This window comes from Streptomyces sp. MNU76, from assembly GCF_020982545.1.
GTDB lineage: Bacteria > Actinomycetota > Actinomycetes > Streptomycetales > Streptomycetaceae > Streptomyces.
The window spans coordinates 438,130-458,466 of record NZ_JAJKLK010000022.1 but is presented as its reverse complement, the minus strand read 5'-3'; the positions used below and the strand labels follow the sequence as shown (position 1 = coordinate 458,466).

The following is a 20,337-nucleotide window of genomic DNA, read 5'->3' as shown; positions in this document are numbered from 1 at the left end:
CCCCCGGGACGTCAGGGACTCAGCCGCTCCACCCGCCACGACCCGTCCGGCTCCGCCACGTACCGCAGCCGGTCGTGCAGCCGGTTCCACCGCCCCTGCCAGAACTCCACACTCTGCGGCACCACCCGGAAGCCACCCCAGTGCGGCGGCACCGGCACCTGCTCGCCCTCCGGATAGCGCGCGAGCAACTCCTCGTACGTGGCGTCCAGTTCGGCCCGCGAGGAGATCACCGACGACTGCGCGCTGGCCCACGCCCCCAGCTGCGACCCGTGCGGCCGCGTCCGGAAGTACGCCGCCGTCTCGTCCCGCCCGGTCCGCACCGCCGTCCCCGTCACGATCACCTGCCGGGCCAGCGCGTGCCAGGGGAAGAGCAGCGAGACGTACGGGTTCACCGCCAGGTCACGGGCCTTGCGCGAGTCGTAGTTCGTGTAGAAGACGAAGCCACGCGCGTCGTACGCCTTCATCAGCACCGTACGAGAAGTGGGGCGCCCCTCCGCGTCGGCCGTCGACACCACCATGGCGTTCGGCTCGAACACCGCCCCCTCCTGTGCGGCCTGGAGGAACCACCGCCCGAACTGCTCCATGGGACCGGCGGCCAGCTCGCTCTCGTCGAGCCCGTCGGCGCGGTACTGCTTGCGCATGAGAGCAGGATCGTGGTCATTCACATGGTCATCCTGCCGTATGAACGGCGGACCGGAGGGGAAGTGGCACTGAGTGCCACTTCCCCTCCCTAAAAGTGGCACTCAGGCGTATGGTGCTGGAACCGCCTGTCTCCCTGTCGCACACATCAAGAGGAGCCGCCTGATGTCCGACTTCGACCCCGGCTTTGTACCTGGCCTCGAAGGAGTCGTCGCGTTCGAGACGGAGATCGCCGAACCGGACAAGGAAGGCGGCGCCCTCCGCTACCGGGGCGTCGACATCGAGGACCTGGTCGGCCACGTCTCCTTCGGCAACGTCTGGGGCCTCCTCGTCGACGGCGCCTTCCGCCCCGGCCTCCCGCCCGCCGAGCCGTTCCCCATCCCCGTCCACTCCGGCGACATCCGCGTCGACGTCCAGTCCGCGCTCGCCATGCTCGCCCCCGTCTGGGGCCTCAAACCCCTCCTCGACATCGACGAGGAGCAGGCCCGCGCCGACCTCGCCCGCGCCGCCGTCATGGCCCTCTCCTACGTCGCCCAGTCCGCCCGCGGCCAGGGCCTGCCCATGGTTCCGCAGCGCGAGATCGACAAGGCCCAGTCCGTCGTCGAACGCTTCATGATCCGCTGGCGCGGCGAGCCCGACCCCAAGCACGTCGCGGCCGTCGACGCCTACTGGACCAGCGCCGCCGAACACGGCATGAACGCCTCCACCTTCACGGCCCGCGTGATCGCCTCCACCGGCGCGGACGTCGCCGCCGCCCTCTCCGGCGCCGTCGGCGCCATGTCCGGCCCCCTCCACGGCGGCGCCCCCTCCCGCGTCCTCGGCATGATCGAGGAGATCGAACGCACCGGCGACGCCGACGCCTACGTCAAGCAGGCCCTCGACAAGGGCGAACGCCTCATGGGCTTCGGCCACCGCGTCTACCGCGCCGAGGACCCCCGCGCCCGCGTCCTGCGCCGCACCGCCCGCGACCTCGGCGCCCCCCGCTTCGAGGTCGCCGAAGCCCTGGAGAGGGCGGCCCTGGCCGAACTCCACGCCCGCCGTCCCGACCGGGTCCTCGCCACGAACGTCGAGTTCTGGGCGGCCATCGTCCTGGACTTCGCCGAGGTCCCGGCGCACATGTTCACATCGATGTTCACCTGCGCCCGCACCGCCGGCTGGTCGGCGCACATCCTCGAACAGAAGCGCACCGGCCGACTCGTGCGCCCCTCCGCCCGCTACGTGGGCCCGAGCGCCCGCGGCCCCCAGGAGATCGAGGGCTACGCGGACATCGCCCAGTAGTCCTCCGCGGTATCACGCGGGGCTGAGCAGCCCCGCGTGATACCGCTCGGCGACGAGCGGATGCGCCCGCAGCTTCCCCTTCAGCTCGTTGAACCCGTACTCGGCGAACAGCGGATTCCCCGGATCGTCGGTCACACCGGGCGCGGTGGAGGCGTACGGAAAGACCAGCGGCTCCACCCGGGCGTCGAGCCGGGGGTTGTAGAAGAACGGCACGGAGAACCGCTCGGTCGCTCCGGGCGGGCTCACCACCCGGTGATGGGTGGCGAGCAGATAGCCGTTCGTCGCCACCTCCACCAACTCCCCGAGGTTCACGACGAACGCGCCCGGAATCGGCGGCACGTCATGGAACAGCCCGTCCGCCCGCTCCACCTGGAGCCCACCGACCTGGTCCTGCAACAGCAGGGTCAGGAACCCGTAGTCCTTGTGGGCGCCCACCCCTGATCGGCCCCGTCCCCGAACTCCCCGGATACCGCACCAGCTTCAGCTGCGGGTGGGCCCGCTCCCCGAAGATCGGGTCGTAGAAACCGGCGGGAGCCCCGATCGAGACCAGCAACTCCCGCAGCAGCCGCTGCGCCACGGCACTGAGCCGGTCGATCCACGCGAGCGCGACGGTCCGCAGCTCCGGCAGGGAGGCGGGCCACTGATTGGGTCCCTGGAGCCACCAGTACGCCGGCTCCCCGGGCTCGGGACGCCGGACGGCCCGCTCGGCGCCGATGTCCAACTGGTCCCGCCAGTCCCGACTGCCGCCCGTACGCTCGTCCCCGGTCCGCGTATAGCCCCGGAAATGCGGCGAGTTGACGTTGTCGAGGGCGAGCCGCTCGGCCTCGGGCAACGCGAAGAACGCCCGCATGGCCACGTCGAGCCGCCGGATCTCCTCCTCCCCGATCCCGTGCCCGACGAGCTGGAAGAACCCCACGTCATGCGCGGCACTGTGCAACTGCGCGTGCAACAGCGCCCGCGCCTCGGGCCCGCGGTCGGCGGCGGAGAGATCGATGATGGGCAGCTGGAGGTACGACGACGTGGTCGCTGAGTTCGTCATGGGATGCGTCCGAGCGTGAGAAGGATGAACTGCTGGGGCCGGGCTCTGAGAACCGAGCCCTTGAGCGGAAGCTCCGGATTCAGCCGGAAGCCCGACAGCCCATGCTCGTGACGCGCACGAAGTCCACGTGCCGACGTCGAACGAGTATCGGAAGCATGGTGAAAGCATACTGCGCCCTACGAAGCGCAGGCGAAACGCAGACGACCCGCAGACTCTGGGTCCCTCCGCCAGAAGGCGAAGAAGCCGGCCGGACGTACCGGCGAGTCTGCGGGTCGGGTGACTGCTTGAGATTGGGCCGGCTGCGCGCTCAGTACGCACTGGTCCGGCACCGCACTGTGTGTGGTGCTGGGCCGCTAGCCCGCAGCCACCTCACGCGTCCGGTTGCAATACATCTGCCGAACCACCTCCTCTCTCGTGTACCGCACACCTTAAGAAGCGTCCCGGAGACGCTCAAGTGATTTTCCGAGGGGATTGCCGAGGGATTACTCGACGCCCGCTTCAGCGCCTCCAGGCCCTCGCCGTGGCGCCTACTCCGACGACCTCTCCAGTGCCTCCAGGTCCAGGGCCGCCGCGATGTGTATGGCGACGTCCTCCGCGTAGACCGCGTCCGTGCGTTCGAACGGGGTGCGGCCCGCGCCGCGGAGGAAGGTGACGACGCCGAGGGTGCGGCCGCGGCTACGGAGGACCGCGCAGAGGGCGTGCACGGTCTCCGGGGGCCACTGGCGCCCCGTGGCCCACTCGCGGGCCGTCCCCGGTGCGGCCGTACCGGCGCTGGCGCGGACCGAGCCGGCGCGCTCCACGCACTGCAGGGCGGGGTGCCCGGGGCCGTAGCGGACGGGGATGCCGGCGTGACCGGCGAGATGGCTGGGGCCGGGCCGGCCGGAGGGTGTGGCGGCGGCGCGGACGAGCCGGGCGGGCCCCTCGCCGTCGGCCATCGACCCTCCGGCCACGCGGTCGATGAGGGCGTGGTCGGCGAAGCCGGCGAGGGCGAAGTCGAGGTGGACGGTGGCGGCCTCGCCGGGGTCCTCGCACTCGGAGGCGGCGCGTGCGGCCCGGTGGAGCTGGTTGACGCGGAAGCGGAGCTGCGAGGCCTCCTGCTCGGTCTGTTTGGACTCGGTGATGTCCTGGAAGAGCCAGCCGACGCCGAGCGGTACGGGCTCCTCGGCGAGGGGGGAGGCGAGGCGGAGGAATCCGCTCCGCCAGCACCGCCGCTTCTCGCCGTCGGGGGTGCGGACGCCGACCCAGATCTCCGCGGGCGCGGGCGGGGCGCCCTCGGCGAGGACATGGGTGAGGGCGCTCTCCAGTTCCTCGGCGCCCTGGGCGAGCAGTTCGCCGAGGGGGCGTCCGAGGACGGCCGTGCGGCCGATGCCGAGGGAGCGGGCGGCGTGGGCGTTGACGACGGCGGGGCGCAGGTCGGCGTCGACGAGGACGACGCCCCAGGAGGCGTCCTCGAAGAGGGCCTCGCTGAGCGCGATGGACCGTTCGAGGTCGATCTGGGCGTGGACCTCGCTGAAGGCGCAGTAGAGGCCGGCGGGCTTGCCGTCGGGTCCGCGTACGGCGGCGGACTGGGTGCGGACCAGGACGCGCCCGCCGTCCTTGGTGACCAGGGCGAACTCGTGCACCTGCCGGCCGCTGGCGTGCATGGCGGCCATCAGCCGCCCCTCGACCTCCTCGGCGTCGGCGGTGCGGACCGCCCACCCGGCGAAGCCGCGGCGGCCCACGGCCTCCTCGGTGCTCCAGCCCAGGATGCGTTCGGCCTCGCGGTTCCAGTGGGTGACGACGCCGTCGGCGTCGAAGGCGCAGAGGGCCGCGTCCATCCCGTCCAGGAGGGCGGCGAGGAGGTCGGAGCCACCGGAGTCCGCGGAATCCGTGGAGCCCTCGGTGCCTTCGGTGTCCTCGGTGTTCACCGTGTCCTCGATGTCCTCGGTGTCCTCGGTGTCCTCGGTGTCGTCGTTCGTCGGGCCGTCTCGCTCGGGCTTGTCGGGCCCGAGTTCGTCGGTGGCCCCGGTACGCCGGGAAGCACTCACCTGAACCCCCTGCAGGCTGCGTTGCGTCCGCATGTACGGCTGGTACGGCGCGTCGGTTCGCTCACTCGTCATCATTCAACTCGAACGTGACCCAGCCCACATCTGCTTCACGCAAGATGTGGACGAAATCGTTGTACGCCGGATTTCCTCCTCACCCTTCTCAGCGTTCCCACGAATCCAGGGGCGCAGTCAGCGGAGGTAGAAGATCCGATCTCCGTACTCGCGCATCACCCGGTCGTTCCAGTCGAGCCCGCCGTCGACGTTGCCGGAGCGCAGCAGGGGCGGTTCGACGCCCCGGTCCGCGAGGGAGGCGGCGGCGGTGGCCATGACCGACTGCAGGATCGCCGAGGTGACGACGGTGGAGGCCGGGGCGAAGGGGGCGGGGATGGTGTCGAGGGTGAGTTCGGCGTCGCCGACCGCGATCTTCGAGTCGAGGACGAGGTCGCAGTGGTCCTTGAGGAAGGTGCCGGAGGAGTGGCGGGACGTCGTGCGCGTGGCGTACGCGACCGAGGTGACGCCGATGACCTTCGCGCCCAGTTCACGGGCGTGCGAGGCCATCTCGACGGGCAGCGCGTTGCGGCCGGAGAGCGAGATCACCACGAGCAGGTCGCCGGCCCGCAGCGGGCTGCTGTCGAGCACGGCGGTCGCGAGCCCGTCGACCCGTTCCAGCGCGGATCCGAGGGTGGCGGGCACCACGTCCACGCCCACGGCGCCGGGGACCGCCAGCAGGTTCATCAGCGCGAGTCCGCCGGCCCGGTAGACGAGGTCCTGGGCGGCGAGCGAGGAGTGGCCGGCGCCGAACGCGAACAGGCGTCCGCCGGTGACGACCGTGTCCGCGATCAGCTCTCCCGCCGCGGTGATCGACCCTGCCTCCTCGTCCCGTACGCGTTCGAGCAGCCCGATCGCCGCGTCGAGGAACCGCCCACCCGCCGTGCCGCCGTCCAGCCCCATGTGCCGACCCCTCCGCCTTCCGCGAGTCCTTGGTGACGCCGATCACGTTAGTGGTCTGGACCAGTGGGGTGTCAATACGAGAAGCGTGGGCCGGAGGCGCGGGGCGCGGCCCCTGCTCTCCAGAGGCGCGGGGAACTGCGCGAGCAGCCCCACCCGCCCGCACCCACGCCCCGGCCTCGGCCGCCCACCCCGGGCAAGCCGGCCCCACGGTAGGCCGGCGCCGGAAAGTGGGGCATCAGGTCGCAAATCGGCCACCTGACCGGGCTCATACCGCCGTCGTTCCCCCGGCGCCACCCGGTTGTCAGTCGGATGCGTAAGAATTGGGTCCAGGGCCAGCGCAGCAAGCCGCAGCAAGCCGGTGTGGCCGTCGCAGCCTCCGGCTGAATCTCATCGAGGGGCACGTATGTCCGGACTGATCGACACGACGGAGATGTATCTCCGCACCATCCTCGAGCTGGAGGAGGAAGGTGTGGTCCCCATGCGCGCCCGGATCGCCGAGCGGCTCGACCAGAGCGGCCCCACGGTGAGCCAGACGGTCGCGCGCATGGAGCGCGACGGCCTGGTGTCCGTCGCCGCGGACCGTCACCTGGAGCTCACCGAGGAGGGTCGTCGGCTGGCGACGCGTGTGATGCGCAAGCACCGCCTCGCGGAGTGCCTGCTCGTCGACGTGATCGGTCTGGAGTGGGAGCAGGTGCACGCGGAGGCGTGTCGCTGGGAGCACGTGATGAGCGAGGCGGTCGAGCGCCGCGTCCTGGAGCTGCTGCGCCACCCCACGGAGTCGCCGTACGGCAACCCGATCCCGGGCCTGGAGGAGCTGGGTGAGAAGGACGGCGCGGACCCCTTCCTGGACGAGGGCATGGTGTCGCTGGCCGACCTCGACCCGGGGACCGAGGGCAAGACCGTCGTCGTACGCCGGATCGGCGAGCCCATCCAGACGGACGCCCAGCTGATGTACACGCTGCGCCGCGCGGGCGTGCAGCCCGGTTCCGTGGTGAGCGTGACGGAGGCGGCCGGCGGTGTCCTCGTGGGCAGCGGCGGTGAGGCGGCGGAGCTGGAGGCGGACGTCGCCTCCCACGTGTTCGTCGCCAAGCGCTGACCCTCCCGGGCCCGGGCCCGCACCGGCACCCCGCTCGCGCCCGGGCCGCCCGCCGTGCCCACGCCCGCCCCTCACACCTGCCACACCTCTGCCCTCACCCCGCCGATCCTCGTCGGGGGCGGTCCGCGTGCCCGCCGTCGCACGCTGGTCGACGCGTGTCGGCGGATGTCCGCATCCCCCGCCAACTCCCGGTGCGGGAGGGGAAGTTGTGGTGTGTTGGGGCCCGTGTCCGGGAACCCGTCCAATCCAAGATTCAGTGCGCCGAATCGCAGCGCTCGGGCCCTTCGCATGCGAGGCTTGCGCGTGAGGCATATGACCTGAGGGGCTCTTGGCCGCCCGAGACGAGGATCCCGGGTGGTGAGGGAGGGGGCGGGGCGGATGTGCCGTGGACGTGAGGAGGGCCCCGGCGCCGTGCGGCGCCGGGGCCTGTCCTCCCCTGTGCTGACCCGGAGCCCCGAGCTCCCAGGGTCATCCCCCTCGGACCGTTTTCCCCGAGCGGTCCGCCTCCCGTTGAAGATCTCCCCTCGGCGGCGGCGGGCAATCCTTGAGGGAGGTCACTCGAATGAGGGGTGTTGTCGCCAAGAGCGGCATCTTCGAATGTGTATTCGATAACGTGGGTGGCGTGTCGCTGTGTGACCCGCGCCATGACTGATGCGAGCGCCCCACACGTAACGTGTCAACCGATATGCACGCTGTAACACAAGTGCTCGCCGTCCGAGCGGCACGCACGGCGCACGACAGCAGCTGGAGCAACGGCGAGCGACGGCGAGGGCCAGGGCGGAAGCGACAGCGGATGCACTACGGAAGCAGCACGACAGCGGTACGACAGCAGTTGGGACGAGTGGACCGGCCGGCTCGAAGCGAGAGCGAGAGGCGGGAGCGAGCGGTCCGGGCGGGAGTCTGGGGGGTGCCAATGGTGCGGCGCATCGACGTGAGGGGAGCGGGCGGCGTGAGTCTCGCCGCCTGGGAGTTCGGCGACCCGCCCAAGACCGGCGAGAACGAACCCCGGCCCGGGGTGCTGTTACTGCACGGCCTCATGGGCCGCGCCTCGCACTGGGCCCCCACCGCCCGCTGGCTCTCCGAACGCCACCGTGCCGTGGCGCTCGACCAGCGCGGACACGGCCAGAGCGCGAAGCCCGAGCAGGCCGCGTACACCCGCGAGGCCTACGTCGAGGACGCCGAGGCCGCCGTCGAACAGCTGGGTCTCGCCCCGGTCGTCCTCATCGGCCACGCCATGGGCGCGCTGACCGCCTGGCAGCTGGCCGCGCGCCGCCCCGACCTGGTGAGCGGACTGATCATCTGCGACATGCGGGCCTCGGCGCTCGGCGCCGCCTCGCAGCGCGAGTGGGAGAACTGGTTCAAGGCCTGGCCGCTGCCGTTCGCCACCCTCGCCGACGTCCGCAAGTGGTTCGGCGAGGACGACCCCTGGGTGGAGCGCCCCAGCCCGTCCCGGGGCGAGTTCTACGCCGAGGTCATGCACGAGGGGCCCGACGGCTGGCGGCCCGTGTTCGAACCCGAGCAGATGCTGACGACCCGTGAGACCTGGGTCTACGACGCGCACTGGGAGGAGCTGACCCAGGTGCGCTGCCCGGCCCTCGTCGTCCGCGGCCTCGACGGGGAGCTGGGACGCGCCGAGGCCCAGGAGATGGTCCGGGTGCTGCCCCACGGCCAGTACGCGGAGGTCGCCGACGCGGGCCACCTGGTCCACTACGACCAGCCGGACGCGTGGCGCGCGGCGATAGAGCCGTTCCTGGACGGCTTCTCGGCCTGAGCACGAGGGCCCAGCCACGCTCCGGTCCCGTCACCCGCGACGGCGTCGGTCGGCAAGGCCGTGTCCCTCGGTGTCATCGGCCCCGTCCGAGGCGCTGTACCGGTCCTGGGGTCCAGAGCCAGCCGCGGGTGCGGGACCGGCCCACGATGTCCGCGCTGTGCGCGGCCGCCACCACCGTCATGACCGGCCACGCCAGAAAGGTCGTCCCGAGCTGTGCGTAAGCCCCGTCCGTGCCCAGCGTGACCACCACGAACTCGGCCGGGAAGAGCAGCGCTCCGAGCAGCCCTCCCACGAGGGCGAGTCCCCACACGCGAGTGACGGCGCGAGAGGCGAGCGCCAGGCCTCCGCCGAGGATCAGGCCCATCAGCACTCCGACGACCAGGCTTCCTCCGGAGAGCACAGCCGCATACCGCAGGGCACGGACGGCGAGCCGGGTGCCCCCTCCTCCGAGGAGTTCCACAGGGGCCACCACCACGGCGAGAGCGGCCCAGGGCAGGCTCGGAAGGCAGGCCATCAGCAGACCGACTCTCATGCCGCGTCGCAGGGTGCCCTGCCTGTCCATACGCCCCCCCAGTACCCAGTCATCGCACGTGCCGCATGGAGGGGATCACGTGAGTGGCCCGGTCGGCCACTGGGGGGGAAGGGGACGCGGGCGGCTCCCCGGAGTGTTACCGGCGGCCGTCCCGGCCGCACGCGTAGGCGAGCGGGGAGATCAGTTCTTCCGCGTCCGGCAGCCAGCGGTTGGCCGGGGTGGGGCGGCGGGCCCACTGCACGGCGCCCCGGGATCCGTAGCGCGTCGGCGGGGCGGCCACGAACTCGCCCTCGCCCAGCGCCTTGAGATCGAGCGCGAGCGGCGACCAGCCCAACTTCCGCACCAGGTCCGGGGCCTTGACCGACGCGCCCGGGAGCACGAAGAACTGCATACGGCGGTCCGGAGTCCAGGTCACCGGACCGAGCGTCAGCTCCATGCGTTCCATACGGGCGAGCGCCAGCAGGCCGGCGGTCTCGGGAACGTCGATCGTGTCGAACGTACGGCCGGTCGGCAGCAGGATCGACGCGTTCGGCTGCTTCGACCAGAGGCGGCGTGCGACGGTCGCACTGCCTGTCGCCTGGGTCGCCCAGTCCTCGCGCGCCGGGTGCGCGCCGGGGGTGGCGCACGCTGCGTTGCCGCAGGAGCAGATCTGCACCCCGTCGACGGCTTCCAGCCAAGTGCCGGGGAACACGTCCCAATGGCGCTCTTCGGCGTATCGAACGGCGGTGTCCAGCAGCGATTCGCCACGCTGCTTCGGGATTTGGGCAGCTTCAGGGCCCGCGATGGTCTCTTCCACGATGAACACAACTCTAGCGGTCATCAGGGGTTACGGATGTCACATGCGCGGGGGAGAGCATCGTCAACGGGCCCGGGGCGCATGGGTGCATGTCCGGGGGCGCGCGAGAGAGATCACGGAGTGAGCCGGGTAGCCACGTGTGGGGTACAGCATCCGTGTTTACCCCGGCAATCCTGGTATGTCTCGCATCTTCGGTATGTCGGCGGGGCATTGATCTTCGAGGCCGGATCCTTTCGATACGTGGGTACACGTATGCGACGGGGCGCGGTCACTGAAGGCACGTCAACTCGGTGCGTGGGCAAGGCACCACAGCCACAGGGGGTACGCCATGGCCGCAAGGCCGCTCGTCGCCAGGCAGCCGAACGAACGACTGCAGGCGCTCATCCAGGAAGCGGGTTGCTCCAACGCGGGGCTGGCCCGGCGGGTCAACATGTGCGGCGCGGAGCACGGACTCGACCTCCGCTACGACAAGACGTCCGTCGCGCGCTGGCTGCGCGGACAGCAGCCGCGGGGCCGGGCGCCCGCGATCATCGCCGAGGCCCTCGGCCGCAAGCTGGGCCGTACGGTCACCATCGACGAGATCGGCATGGCCAACGGCAAGAACCTGGCGTCCGGTGTCGGCCTGCAGTTCTCGCCGACGGTGCTGGGAGCCATCGAGCAGGTCTGTGAGCTGTGGCGCAGCGACGTGGGACGGCGGGACTTCCTCTCCGGTTCCTCCGTGGCCGCCTCCGCCCTCGTAGAGCCCAGCCGTGACTGGCTGATCTCGGCGCCGGACTCGCAGGTGGCCCGGTCGGCGGGGCCCAGGGTGGGGCTCGCCGACGTGGCGGCCGTGCGCGCGATGACCCAGGCGCTCGTGGACCTCGACCACCAGTACGGCAGCGGGCACATCCGGCCGGTCGTCGTGCACTACCTCAACAGCGTCGTCTCGGGACTGCTGGCCGGCTCCTACCGGGAGGCCGTGGGACGGGAGTTGTTCGCGGCGGTCGCCCGACTCACCGAACTCGCTGGGTACATGGCCGTCGACACAGGTCAACCCGGTCTCGCCCAGCGGTACTACATCCAGGCACTCCGTCTCGCCCAGGCCGCGGGCGACCGCGCGTACGGCGGCTATGTCCTCGCCGCGTCCATGAGTCACCTCGCCGCGCAGCTCGGAAACCCGCGGGAGATCTCGCAGTTGGCGCGCGCGGCGCAGGAAGGAGCGAGGGGGCGGGCGACTCCGCGCGCGGAGTCGATGTTCCACGCGGCGGAGGCGCGCGGGCACGCGTTGCTGGGGGACGCGCGCGGTGCGCAGGCGGCCGCGGGGCGGGCCGTCGACGCGTTGGAGGCGGCGGATCCGTCGTCCGGGGACGACCCGGTGTGGATCAAGCACTTCGACGAGGCCTATCTGGCCGACGAGTTGGCGCACTGTCACCGGGATCTGGGGCAGGCGGAGGCGGCCGCCCGGCGGGCCGAGGAGTCGTTGGCCAAGCATCCGGAATCGCGGGCGCGGCGGCGGGCCATCGGGTACGTGCTGCTCGCCACGGCACAGGTGCAGCAGCGGGAGGTCGAGCAGGCCTGCCACACAGGGTTGAAGGCGGTGGAGTTGCTGGGGTCGCTGCGATCGAATCGGGGCGCCGAGTATCTGGAGGACTTCCAGCAGCGGTTGGAGCCGTTCCGGGAGGAGGCGGTGGTCCGGGAGTTCGGTGCGCGCATGGACTTGCAGGCGGCGTAGGCGCTCCGCGCCGGACAGGGGGGCTTCCGTTGTTCGCGGCCGCGGGCCCGGTGGGGGCTGGTCGCGCGGTTCCCCGCGCCCCTTGGAAGGGCTTCGCCCCTCGTCAGGGCGGCGGAGCCGTCCTGCTCGGGCGCGGGTGGTGCGTGGGGTGTCGTTCGGACCCGGTAGCGTGAGTCGACGATTCCACAAGTCCCCCATTCGTAGGAGTCTCGGTGACGCAGAGTGGACAGGGCGAGGAGCCCTCGGCGCGGACCGCGCGCGAAGGCATCGTGCTGCCCTCGGACGGTGGGGCGCCGCTCCACCCGAGAGATCTGCCGCCGGCCCCGCTGCCGCCGGCCGCGGTTCAGCCGTGGGACCAGCAGCGGCAGTGGGGCTCCGAGGAGACCCCGGCGCCCTCCGCCCAGCCGCAGGCCGACCACTGGAACAGTGCGCCCCCCGCGCCGGAGTGGGGAGCGCACGGGGCGCAGGGCGCGTACGGCACGGCGGGCGGACACGCCGGACACGCCGGGTACGGCGCGCAGGGCGCGCAGGGGGCGTACGGGCCCCAGGGTGACGCGGCCGGTCAGACGTACGGGGCCCACAGCGGCCCGGCCGCCGCTCAGGGCTACGGCACCCAGAGTGGGATGCCCCTGCCTCCCGAGGGGGCGCCAGGGGCGGCCTACGGGGGCGCGGGGTACGGCGAGGTGGGGGCGGGCGCGCCGTTGCCGCCGGTCGCGGGAGAGGTGGCCGTGCCGTCCGCCGGGGCGTCGCCCCAGGCACCGCAGCAGCAGCCGCCGCAGCCGCAGCAGAGCGCGCCGCTGCCGCCCGTGGACGAGGGGGCGACCCAGTACATACCGTTCGTGCCGGGGGCCGGGGCCATGCCGGGGGACGAGGCGGCGACGCAGTTCATACCGCCGGTGGTCACGCAGGCGCCCGCCGCCGAGGCCGCCACGCAGTTCCTGCCGCCGGTCGGGCCGGGCGCGCTGCCGCCGGAGGCGTCCGGGGACGCCACGACGTATCTCGGGCAGGTACCGGACGACGGCGCCGGGCATCCGGACGAGGCGGCGACGCAGTACATACCGCCGGTGGCCGCGCAGCCGCAGCCGCGCCCCCGGTCGTACGGTGCGCCGGGAGCGCAGCAGGGTCAGCAGCAGCCGGACGTGTTCGACAGCCTCTTCCGGAACGAGCCGGGGGCCGGTGGTGCTCCCGGGTCCACTCAGCAGTTGCCGAAGATCGACCCCGGTCATGCCGCCCCGCAGCCGCCGCGGGGTCCGGGCGGCCACGGTGGACCCGGTGGTCACGGTGGCCACGGTGGTCATACCGGGCGGGCCTCCCAGAGACGCGAGAGCGGGGGCGGTGGGGGCGGTCGTACGAGATCGCGAGTGCCGTTGATCGCGCTCGTCGGTGTGGGGATCGCGGTGCTCGGGATCGGGGCGGGCGCGTTGATGGCCGGGTCGGGGGACGAGTCGCAGCCGAGCGACAACAAGCCGGTGTCGGCGTCCGGGACGCCCGAGCAGTCGGCGTCCGCGTCGGCGGATCCGGCGCGGGAGCAGGCGGTCGCGCTCGACAAGCTGCTGGCGGACAGCGGCGACAGCCGGAGCAGCGTGATCAAGGCGGTCGCGAACATCAAGACCTGCTCCAACCTGGGCCAGGCCGCCACGGACCTGCGGGACGCGGCGAAGCAGCGCACCGACCTGGTCACCCGGCTCGGCGAGCTCTCCGTCGACCGGCTGCCGGACCACGAGGCCCTGACCACCTCGCTGACCAACGCCTGGAAGGCGTCCGCCTCCGCGGACAACCACTACGCCGCGTGGGCGGACCAGACCGCCAAGAAGAAGGGCTGCAGGAAGGGGCAGGCCCGCACCACCGGCCAGACCCAGGCCGGCAACCAGGCCAGCGCCACGGCCAGCGCCGAGAAGACCAAGGCCGCCGAACTCTGGAACAAGATCGCCAATACCTACACCCTGACCGAACGCCAAGCGGTCCAGCTGTAGGAACCCGGCCCCGGGGCCTCTCGCCGGTCACACCCGGGGCCCTGCCCGTCACACCCCCGGAGCCCCTCGTCTGTCGTGCCTCGGGCCCGGGGCTCCGGCGGGGCCGTCAGTTTTCTGCTTCCACCAAGGTCTTCTCCACGTTCACGAAGTCCCTTCGGGCCGCGATCAGTTGGCCCTTGCGGACCATCTGGAAGGTGACCTCGGGGTTGATGAGGCGGGGGAAGCCGGCGGAGGCGATGAGGTCCTCGAAGCGCCAGCTGAGCGGTGGGGTCAGGCCGCCGGTGCTGACTTTCAGACCGTCGTCGAGGACACGACGGATCGCATACGCGGTCACCTCTCCGTCACCGATCTTCCGGAGGGCGGCCGTCAGCACGGTGTAGGCGATCCACGTGGTCTGCACCCCCGGGTCCGCGGGGTCGATCCGGTTGTCGCCGAACGCGTGCTCCCGGATCACCTCCTTCATCCGGTCCCACCGCTTGTCGCTCTCCACCGGGTACCAGCCGGTGACGTACGCCCCCTCGTACGGCCCCGACTTCCCCCCGGTCGCGTCGATCACCGTCTGGTCGACGCTGCCCAGGACCGTCCCCGTACGGACGTCCGGGAAGTCCGCGCGGTCGCGGCGGAAGGAGTCCATGAAGGTGAAGGTGCGGTCACCCAGGGCGGGGACCACGCACCCCTCCCGGCCCGGCTCGGTACTGGCCCGCCGCAGCGCCTCCCGGGCGTGCCCCCCGTACTCGGTCGCGTCCTCCGCGGCCAGCTGGTCCTCCGACCCGCCGTGGCCCCCGGACCGCAGCCCCGAGTCCAGCAGCAGCGGCAGCTGGTCGCCGGCTATCGAGTCGGGGCGGACGAGGGCGACCGGGCCGCAGTCCTCGGCGAGCTGCTCGCCGAGACCGGCCATCAGGGCGGCCTGTCCGCCGTTGACCGGGTACGACAGGGCGCTGGCGAACTCGGCGTCGGTGACGCCGTAGCCGCCGATGTACGGGATGCCCGCCGACTCCAGCGGAGCGAGGAAGGAACGGCCGTGCTGACTGTACGATCCGACGACCGCGACGACGTCCTCGTCGGCGGCACGGCGGGCGCACTTCGCGGCCGTCACCGTCTCGTTCCGGTCGTTGCAGGTCAGGATCCGCAGCTCGCGGCCGTTGATGCCGCCCTTGGCGTTGACCCAGCGGGCGTACGCTTTGGCCATCGCGGGCATGCCGGGCTTGTTGGTGGCGGCGGTCTTCTCCGGGGCCCAGGTCATGACGGTGACGGGGCCGTCCCCGGTACCCCCCGTGGTACCGGGGATGACCCCGCATCCGGCGACGAGTGAGGCACACGCCGCCAGCGTGGTGGCTCTGACCAGGCGTTTGGCGCGGCTTGGGGGAGGGCCTGGGGTCTGCGGTGTCCGTCGTGCCTGGAAGCCAGTCATGGCTCCGCACGATTCCGCCACACCACCAACCCGGGCGTGACGGATGGTCAACGCGGGGTGACCGGGAGGTGAATTGCGAGGAGCTACGATCGTATTTTCGAGTGGTTGCAGAGAGGAATGCGTGACCGATGACCGTCCAAGGCCCGGAGACCCCTTCCCGTCGTGGGCGTCGCTCGTTCACCATGGGCGGCATGCCACTGAATGACATGCCGTGGTGGCGCTGGCGCAGCAATGTGCGCTCCGCGCTGCACATGCTCTCCGACCCCGCGTTCCAGCAGAACGTCTGGCTGGCCGGTGCCGACGGGTATGGGGACGTCACCGACGCCGTGTACCGCCTGGTCGAGGACACCTGGCTGGACAACTGGTCCGCCGAGAAGTACGTCGGCACGATCTTCCGTGACGCCCAGGAGGCGGCCCTCGTCGACACCGCCGTGCTGCGCGTGCTGCGGATCATGCACCAGGTGGGTCCGGACGCGCCCGTCTCCGCGTACCTCGACCACGAGGCCTGGCCCGAGGCCGTCCGCGCCGCCCGCGAGGCCCACGTACGGCTCTCGATGAGCGACGGCGAGGACCCGGACACACCGCCGCGCACGCTCGAAGTGCTGCGGATCATGACCAGGGCGGCGTAGGGGAGCCGTCCGGCCGGTCGGGTCATCCGTCCGGCCTTCGGGCCCGCGGTCCGGCCCTCGGGACGGTTGCCGACAGGGGTACGCCATATGGGACCCTGTCGGGCATGAACGAGCAGTCCACCCGAGCCGCGGCGCCCGCCGACCAGTACGTCCTCACCATCGCCTGCCCCGACAAGCCGGGCATCGTGCACGCCGTGTCGAGCTACCTCTTCATGACCGGCGGGAACATCGAGGACAGTCAGCAGTTCGGCGACCACGACACGGGTCTGTTCTTCATGCGCGTGCACTTCTCGGCGGACGCCCCGGTGAACGTGGACAAGCTGCGGGCCAGCTTCGCCGCGATCGGTGACTCCTTCCAGATGGACTGGCAGATCAACCTGGCCGACGAGAAGATGCGGATCGTCCTGATGGTCAGCAGGTTCGGGCACTGCCTGAACGACCTGCTCTTCCGGGCGAGCACGGGCGCCCTGCCGGTGGAGGTGGCGGCCGTCGTCTCCAACCACACCGACTTCGCCGAGCTGGTGGGGTCGTACGACATCCCCTTCCACCACATCCCGGTGACCAAGGAGACCAAGGCGGACGCGGAGGCGCGGCTGCTGGAGATCGTGCGCGAGGAGAACGTCGAGCTGGTCGTGCTGGCCCGCTACATGCAGGTCCTCTCCGACGACCTCTGCAAGCAGCTCAGCGGACGCATCATCAACATCCACCACTCCTTCCTGCCGAGTTTCAAGGGCGCGAAGCCGTACCACCAGGCGCACACGCGCGGGGTGAAGCTGATCGGCGCGACGGCGCACTATGTCACCGCCGACCTCGACGAAGGGCCGATCATCGAGCAGGAGGTCGAGCGGGTGGGCCACGGCGTGACGCCCGAGGGGCTCGTCGCGGTCGGGCGTGACGTGGAGTGCCAGGCGCTCGCGCGGGCGGTCAAGTGGCACGCCGAGCGGCGCATCCTGATGAACGGGCGCCGTACGGTCGTCTTCGCCTAAAGGCCGGGCACATGGGTTCCATCGGGGAGTACCTCCGCCTGACGGCCGAGGAGTTGGAGCGGGTCCAGCAGGATTTCGACTGGGCGTGGAACCTCATGGAGGACGTCCGGGAGGGCGAGGAGCACTTCGAGCCCGGGCCCGCCGACGCGCTCTACTACGCCAGCGACATGGCCTGGCCCCTGCTCCGTGTGCTGCTGGGACGTGCCGGGTTCCCCGTGGACGTCAGCCACGGTGAGCAGCGGATTCGTTACGCGGACCCCGTGTACGGGGACTACGGCTATCTGACCGCCGAGCAGGTGGGCGTGGCGGCCCGTGGGCTGGCCGACCTGCCGATCGACCGGCTCCTGGCGTACGTCGAGCCGGGTGATGTCGTCGAGGCGGGGCTGTGCCCGCCCGTCTGGGACGAGGCCCAGGCCCTGAAGATGACGCGGTTCGTGTACGGACAGCTGGTGGAGTACTTCGGCGCGGCGGCCCGCGAGGGTCACGCGCTGCTGGTCTGGCAGCTCTGACACCACCGGTCTGAGCACCACCGGCTGTTCACCGGCCGCGGGTCTACATACGGCTCAGGGCCGCCGCCGCGAAGAGCACGTCCCTGATCGCCTCCCGGTCGCCGCCCTGTCCGGCGGCCGCCTCCTCCGGAGGTACGTGCCCGGCGGCGAGCCGGCAGAACTCGACGCCGTCCAGGGCCACGTGGGCCACTTCGTGGTCGGCGGAGCCGAGGGCCGCGGGGGAGTCGAGGGGGATCAGCCACTCACCGCCGCCGGAGCCCTCGATCTCCAGGCGGAGGCTGCGGCCAGGGGTGCCGGCCGGTACGAGGTGACGGCCGGGCGGGGGCGGGGACGCGAGCCCGGTCCTGCGGCGCTCGGCCAGCGACACCGGCAGCATGCGGGCCGCAAGGTCGATCATGCCGTGCAGATGACGGCCGGAGGGCGGCTCGTACGGGTAGTCCACGGCCTCCGCGATGTCCTCCGCGTGAATCCAGCACTCGAACGCCCGATCGATCATCGCGTCCTGGAGGGGAAGCTCGAAGCCGCCGTACGGGACGGTCAGGCGGCCTGGGCTGCCGGGGGTGCCGGAGCCGTCGGGGTCGTCGCTGTTCGTGAACGAGGTGGTGCGGACGATGTCGTGGCTCTGTTGCCGCCAGGCGCGCAGGGCGCGGGTGGGCGGGAAGTGGGACGCCTTCCAGTACGCCTCGGTGCGAGCGGCCGGGGAGAGAGCGACAGCGGGCTTGTCGGGGCCCGGTTCGAGCCCGTCGGGCGGGGTGAGCGGGGCGAGGGGGTCCTCCAGGCCGAGGGCCGTGGCGACGAGCCCGTCGACGGTGAGCAGATGGGCGATGACCCCGGCGACGGTCGTACGACGGTCCACCGGGCCTTCGCCCTCGAACCAGCGCAGCCGGACAGGGCGTGCCAGTCGGCGGCGCCGATGTCCTGGAGCAGGGCGTCCAGCCGGGCCGTCTCCGCGTCGAAAGGGGCGGCCCAGCGGGGACGGGGATACGGGGTGGGCGGCGGCCCAGGCAGGCGTCCAGTACCTGGGTGCGCAGGGCCGGGTCGAGGTCGAGGCTCTCCGGCGGGTGCAGCAGCCCCACGGCCTCCCGCAGCCGCCGGGCCTCGTCCGCGCACCCTCCGCACACCCCGAGATGCTCCTCCACCGCCAGCGCCTCCTCCGCGGAGCACACCGCGAGGGCCCAGGCCCCGAGCAACGCCTTCAGCACCCGGTGTTCCAGCACGAGGGAGGGCGGGAGCCGGGGAACCCGGAAGAGCCGGGCGGCAAGGGAGCACCGGGGAAGGGGAAGTCGGCGTGGGCGTCTCCGTGGTGGGGCTCGGCGTGGCGTCGGGCAGAGGCATTCCGGTGTCCTCCACGGAGGTGCGCGGCAGCGGTATGCGGGGCGGCCGCACCGGCTCACCACCGCCACCCTGAGGCCCACGCGGCTCGCCCGGCTCCCCGGGCCCGCCCGGTCCGCTCGTACCGCCAGGTCGGCTCGGCCGGCCCGGTTCGCCCGGCCGACTCGGTCCGGCCGCTCCCCCCGGCCTGCCGGAGCCGTCTGTCCTGTCCGGCCCGTCCGGCTCGCCTGAGCCGCGCGCCTCGTCCGACTCGCCCGGCTCCCCAGGTCCGCTCGGTTCGCTCGGTCCGCCCGTGCCGCTCGCCACGGTCGGCTCGTCAGCGCCGGCCCCGGGACCCTTGCCAAGCCCGTTTCCGGGCCCCTCCCCGAATCCGTCCTCGTCCCGCTCGTCGGGGCCGGTGCGCCCGGTGGTGTGGACGGGGACCGCTTCGTGGGCGGAGGGGTGTCGTGCGGTCGGGGCGGTGGGCGCGATCGGGCGGGCCGGGGTGGGGTTTCCCCGTTCTCCGGCTCGGGCGGTCCGTGTGGGCTCGGCGTGGTGGTCATGTGAGGGCCCGGGTTCGGGTGGGGTGCCGGAGGGCGGGTGTCGTGGGCGGTGGAGAGGAGCTGGAGGCCGAGGCGGAGGCGGCGTCGGGCCTCGTCCTCGGTGACGCCCAGGTCGGTGGCGGTCTGGCGGTAGTCACGGCGCTGGAAATAGGCCAGCTCCAGCGCGGCCCGCAGCGGGGCGGGCATGGCCTGCACGATGTAGTCCGCGCGGGCCGCCACCGACGCCTGGTGGACCTTGCGTTCCAGGTCCTCCGCCGTGCCCTCGCCGCCCCGGGCGAGCGCGGCGGTCTCGTCGGCCCGCAGCCGCTGCACCGCCAGACGGTGGGTCAGTGCCGCCACCCAGGACCGCAGCGGCCCCTGCTTGGGGTCGTACGCCTCGGGGTTCTCCCAGAGGCGCAGGAACACCTCGCGGGTGATGCCGTCGGCGCCCCGCTCGTCGCCGAGGACACGGTGGGCCAGCCCGTGCACGAGGGACGCGAACCGGTCGTACAGCTCACCGAGCGCCGCCGCCTCGCCCCGCGCCAGCCGCTGCTGCATCCTGCGGTCCCAGCGGGGCGGTGCGTCCGTCGTCGCCATACAGCCCCTCACCCTGCTCTCACCTGCGCCGTTCCTGCATGACCGCCTGGTCGGCCGCCGCTCGGCCGTCGGCGGATCCCCGAACCGACCTCCGGTCCGCGGCAGTCCGCTTCCGGCTCGATTCCAGCCTGTGCGCACCGCCGTCCCGAATGTAGTCGGCACCGCTGACCGCGCACGCCCCTTTATGGCAATGCGCGCCCCTCGCGAGGCCGGAGGTGGTATGCGCCTCACGGGTAAGCCGTTTCCACACCGCCCACGTGGGCGTTCGCCCGCCTTTCGTATGCCTGTACGACCATATGAGGTGCCTGATCTGCACGAATCCAACCGGGTCAGGCTCGTCCTGGCCCGGATCGGATCGGTTCCGAAGCCATTCGTGATCAAACTTCGATCACATGTGACCGTACTCGATGGAAAACGCACCGAAAAGGGCCTGGAATTGGCTCGCTTACCCCGCGCTTTCGCCGGGCCCCCGGTGTTTCATGGAACGACGGCGGGGCAGCCGCGCAGCAGGAAGCGGTGCAGTGGCTTCCGGTTCGGCG

The 20,337-nt window shown here is 72.0% G+C and carries 15 protein-coding genes and 2 pseudogenes; 8 read left to right on the top strand and 9 right to left on the bottom strand.

The window, feature by feature from the left end; translation table 11 throughout:
* Window positions 1–11: 11 nt before the first annotated feature.
* Window positions 12–641 carry a pyridoxamine 5'-phosphate oxidase gene (pdxH, locus tag E4N62_RS37210; RefSeq protein ID WP_230221637.1) on the bottom strand — a complete coding sequence of 210 codons (630 nt, stop codon included), beginning with the start codon at window positions 639–641 and terminating at the stop codon, window positions 12–14.
* Between the two features lie 163 nt (window positions 642–804).
* On the opposite strand from pdxH, the gene E4N62_RS37205 reads away from it, so the two are divergent.
* A complete protein-coding gene (locus E4N62_RS37205) occupies window positions 805–1,917 on the top strand; it encodes a citrate synthase 2 (protein ID WP_230221635.1) in 1,113 nt (370 codons plus the stop codon).
* Window positions 1,918–1,929: 12 nt separating this feature from the next.
* On the opposite strand, the pseudogene E4N62_RS37200 reads toward E4N62_RS37205, so the two are convergent.
* From E4N62_RS37200 to E4N62_RS37190, 3 genes and pseudogenes are all read right to left on the bottom strand, one after another.
* Window positions 1,930–2,956 (bottom strand): annotated as a pseudogene (locus E4N62_RS37200) (isopenicillin N synthase family dioxygenase).
* Between the two features lie 527 nt (window positions 2,957–3,483).
* Entirely contained in the window at window positions 3,484–4,983 is a 1,500-nt protein-coding gene (locus E4N62_RS37195) for a PAS domain-containing protein (protein ID WP_230221633.1), read from the bottom strand.
* 189 nt (window positions 4,984–5,172) lie between these two features.
* Window positions 5,173–5,934 (bottom strand): SIS domain-containing protein, encoded by a 762-nt coding sequence (locus E4N62_RS37190; protein WP_184892667.1) that lies wholly within the window; start codon window positions 5,932–5,934, stop codon window positions 5,173–5,175.
* Window positions 5,935–6,337: 403 nt separating this feature from the next.
* On the opposite strand from E4N62_RS37190, the gene E4N62_RS37185 reads away from it, so the two are divergent.
* Window positions 6,338–7,030, top strand: a complete 693-nt coding sequence (locus E4N62_RS37185; protein WP_033525889.1) for a metal-dependent transcriptional regulator — start codon at window positions 6,338–6,340, stop codon at window positions 7,028–7,030.
* A 913-nt stretch (window positions 7,031–7,943) separates the two neighbouring features.
* Window positions 7,944–8,801 (top strand): alpha/beta fold hydrolase, encoded by an 858-nt coding sequence (locus E4N62_RS37180; RefSeq protein ID WP_184892669.1) that lies wholly within the window; start codon window positions 7,944–7,946, stop codon window positions 8,799–8,801.
* A 73-nt stretch (window positions 8,802–8,874) separates the two neighbouring features.
* Here E4N62_RS37180 and E4N62_RS37175 read toward each other — a convergent pair whose 3' ends face one another.
* Entirely contained in the window at window positions 8,875–9,333 is a 459-nt protein-coding gene (locus E4N62_RS37175) for a hypothetical protein (protein WP_230221631.1), read from the bottom strand.
* Between the two features lie 136 nt (window positions 9,334–9,469).
* Window positions 9,470–10,153 (bottom strand): bifunctional DNA primase/polymerase, encoded by a 684-nt coding sequence (locus E4N62_RS37170; protein ID WP_268270206.1) that lies wholly within the window; start codon window positions 10,151–10,153, stop codon window positions 9,470–9,472.
* A 304-nt stretch (window positions 10,154–10,457) separates the two neighbouring features.
* On the opposite strand from E4N62_RS37170, the gene E4N62_RS37165 reads away from it, so the two are divergent.
* On the top strand, window positions 10,458–11,840 hold the full coding sequence (locus E4N62_RS37165; RefSeq protein WP_230221626.1) for a transcriptional regulator: 1,383 nt from the start codon (window positions 10,458–10,460) through the stop codon (window positions 11,838–11,840).
* Between the two features lie 212 nt (window positions 11,841–12,052).
* Window positions 12,053–13,813 carry a hypothetical protein gene (locus E4N62_RS37160; RefSeq protein WP_230221624.1) on the top strand — a complete coding sequence of 587 codons (1,761 nt, stop codon included), beginning with the start codon at window positions 12,053–12,055 and terminating at the stop codon, window positions 13,811–13,813.
* A gap of 106 nt (window positions 13,814–13,919) precedes the next feature.
* On the opposite strand, the gene E4N62_RS37155 is transcribed toward E4N62_RS37160, so the two are convergent.
* On the bottom strand, window positions 13,920–15,224 hold the full coding sequence (locus E4N62_RS37155) for an ABC transporter substrate-binding protein (RefSeq protein WP_230221622.1): 1,305 nt from the start codon (window positions 15,222–15,224) through the stop codon (window positions 13,920–13,922).
* A 128-nt stretch (window positions 15,225–15,352) separates the two neighbouring features.
* Here E4N62_RS37155 and E4N62_RS37150 point away from each other — a divergent pair, with 128 nt between their 5' ends.
* The 3 genes from E4N62_RS37150 to E4N62_RS37140 all read left to right on the top strand — a co-directional run bounded on the left by E4N62_RS37150 (window position 15,353) and on the right by E4N62_RS37140 (window position 17,348).
* On the top strand, window positions 15,353–15,853 hold the full coding sequence (locus E4N62_RS37150) for a hypothetical protein (RefSeq protein WP_215456258.1): 501 nt from the start codon (window positions 15,353–15,355) through the stop codon (window positions 15,851–15,853).
* A gap of 104 nt (window positions 15,854–15,957) precedes the next feature.
* Window positions 15,958–16,839, top strand: a complete 882-nt coding sequence (purU, locus tag E4N62_RS37145) for a formyltetrahydrofolate deformylase (RefSeq protein ID WP_230221620.1) — start codon at window positions 15,958–15,960, stop codon at window positions 16,837–16,839.
* 11 nt (window positions 16,840–16,850) lie between these two features.
* The gene (locus tag E4N62_RS37140) at window positions 16,851–17,348 is read left to right on the top strand and encodes a DUF1877 family protein (RefSeq protein ID WP_230221617.1); all 498 of its coding nucleotides are present in this window, start codon (window positions 16,851–16,853) and stop codon (window positions 17,346–17,348) included.
* A gap of 43 nt (window positions 17,349–17,391) precedes the next feature.
* Here the strand turns inward: E4N62_RS37140 and E4N62_RS49830 are convergent, their stop codons facing one another.
* Both E4N62_RS49830 and E4N62_RS37130 read right to left on the bottom strand, forming a co-directional pair.
* Window positions 17,392–18,204, bottom strand: a complete 813-nt coding sequence (locus tag E4N62_RS49830; protein ID WP_374117155.1) for a hypothetical protein — start codon at window positions 18,202–18,204, stop codon at window positions 17,392–17,394.
* A gap of 1,024 nt (window positions 18,205–19,228) precedes the next feature.
* Window positions 19,229–19,798, bottom strand: a pseudogene (locus tag E4N62_RS37130) (sigma-70 family RNA polymerase sigma factor); the annotation flags it as partial.
* Window positions 19,799–20,337: the final 539 nt, after the last annotated feature.

Excerpts from the sequence above, each read along its gene's own strand:
- pdxH (WP_230221637.1), bottom strand. The coding sequence starts at position 641 with ATGCGCAAGCAGTACCGCGCCGACGGGCTCGACGAGAGCGAGCTGGCC.
- E4N62_RS37205 (WP_230221635.1), top strand. The coding sequence starts at position 805 with ATGTCCGACTTCGACCCCGGCTTTGTACCTGGCCTCGAAGGAGTCGTC.
- E4N62_RS37190 (WP_184892667.1), bottom strand. The coding sequence starts at position 5,934 with ATGGGGCTGGACGGCGGCACGGCGGGTGGGCGGTTCCTCGACGCGGCG.
- E4N62_RS37185 (WP_033525889.1), top strand. The coding sequence starts at position 6,338 with ATGTCCGGACTGATCGACACGACGGAGATGTATCTCCGCACCATCCTC.
- E4N62_RS37180 (WP_184892669.1), top strand. The coding sequence starts at position 7,944 with ATGGTGCGGCGCATCGACGTGAGGGGAGCGGGCGGCGTGAGTCTCGCC.
- E4N62_RS37175 (WP_230221631.1), bottom strand. The coding sequence starts at position 9,333 with ATGAGAGTCGGTCTGCTGATGGCCTGCCTTCCGAGCCTGCCCTGGGCC.
- E4N62_RS37170 (WP_268270206.1), bottom strand. The coding sequence starts at position 10,153 with ATGACCGCTAGAGTTGTGTTCATCGTGGAAGAGACCATCGCGGGCCCT.
- E4N62_RS37165 (WP_230221626.1), top strand. The coding sequence starts at position 10,458 with ATGGCCGCAAGGCCGCTCGTCGCCAGGCAGCCGAACGAACGACTGCAG.
- E4N62_RS37155 (WP_230221622.1), bottom strand. The coding sequence starts at position 15,224 with ATGACTGGCTTCCAGGCACGACGGACACCGCAGACCCCAGGCCCTCCC.
- E4N62_RS37150 (WP_215456258.1), top strand. The coding sequence starts at position 15,353 with ATGACCGTCCAAGGCCCGGAGACCCCTTCCCGTCGTGGGCGTCGCTCG.
- purU (WP_230221620.1), top strand. The coding sequence starts at position 15,958 with ATGAACGAGCAGTCCACCCGAGCCGCGGCGCCCGCCGACCAGTACGTC.
- E4N62_RS37140 (WP_230221617.1), top strand. The coding sequence starts at position 16,851 with ATGGGTTCCATCGGGGAGTACCTCCGCCTGACGGCCGAGGAGTTGGAG.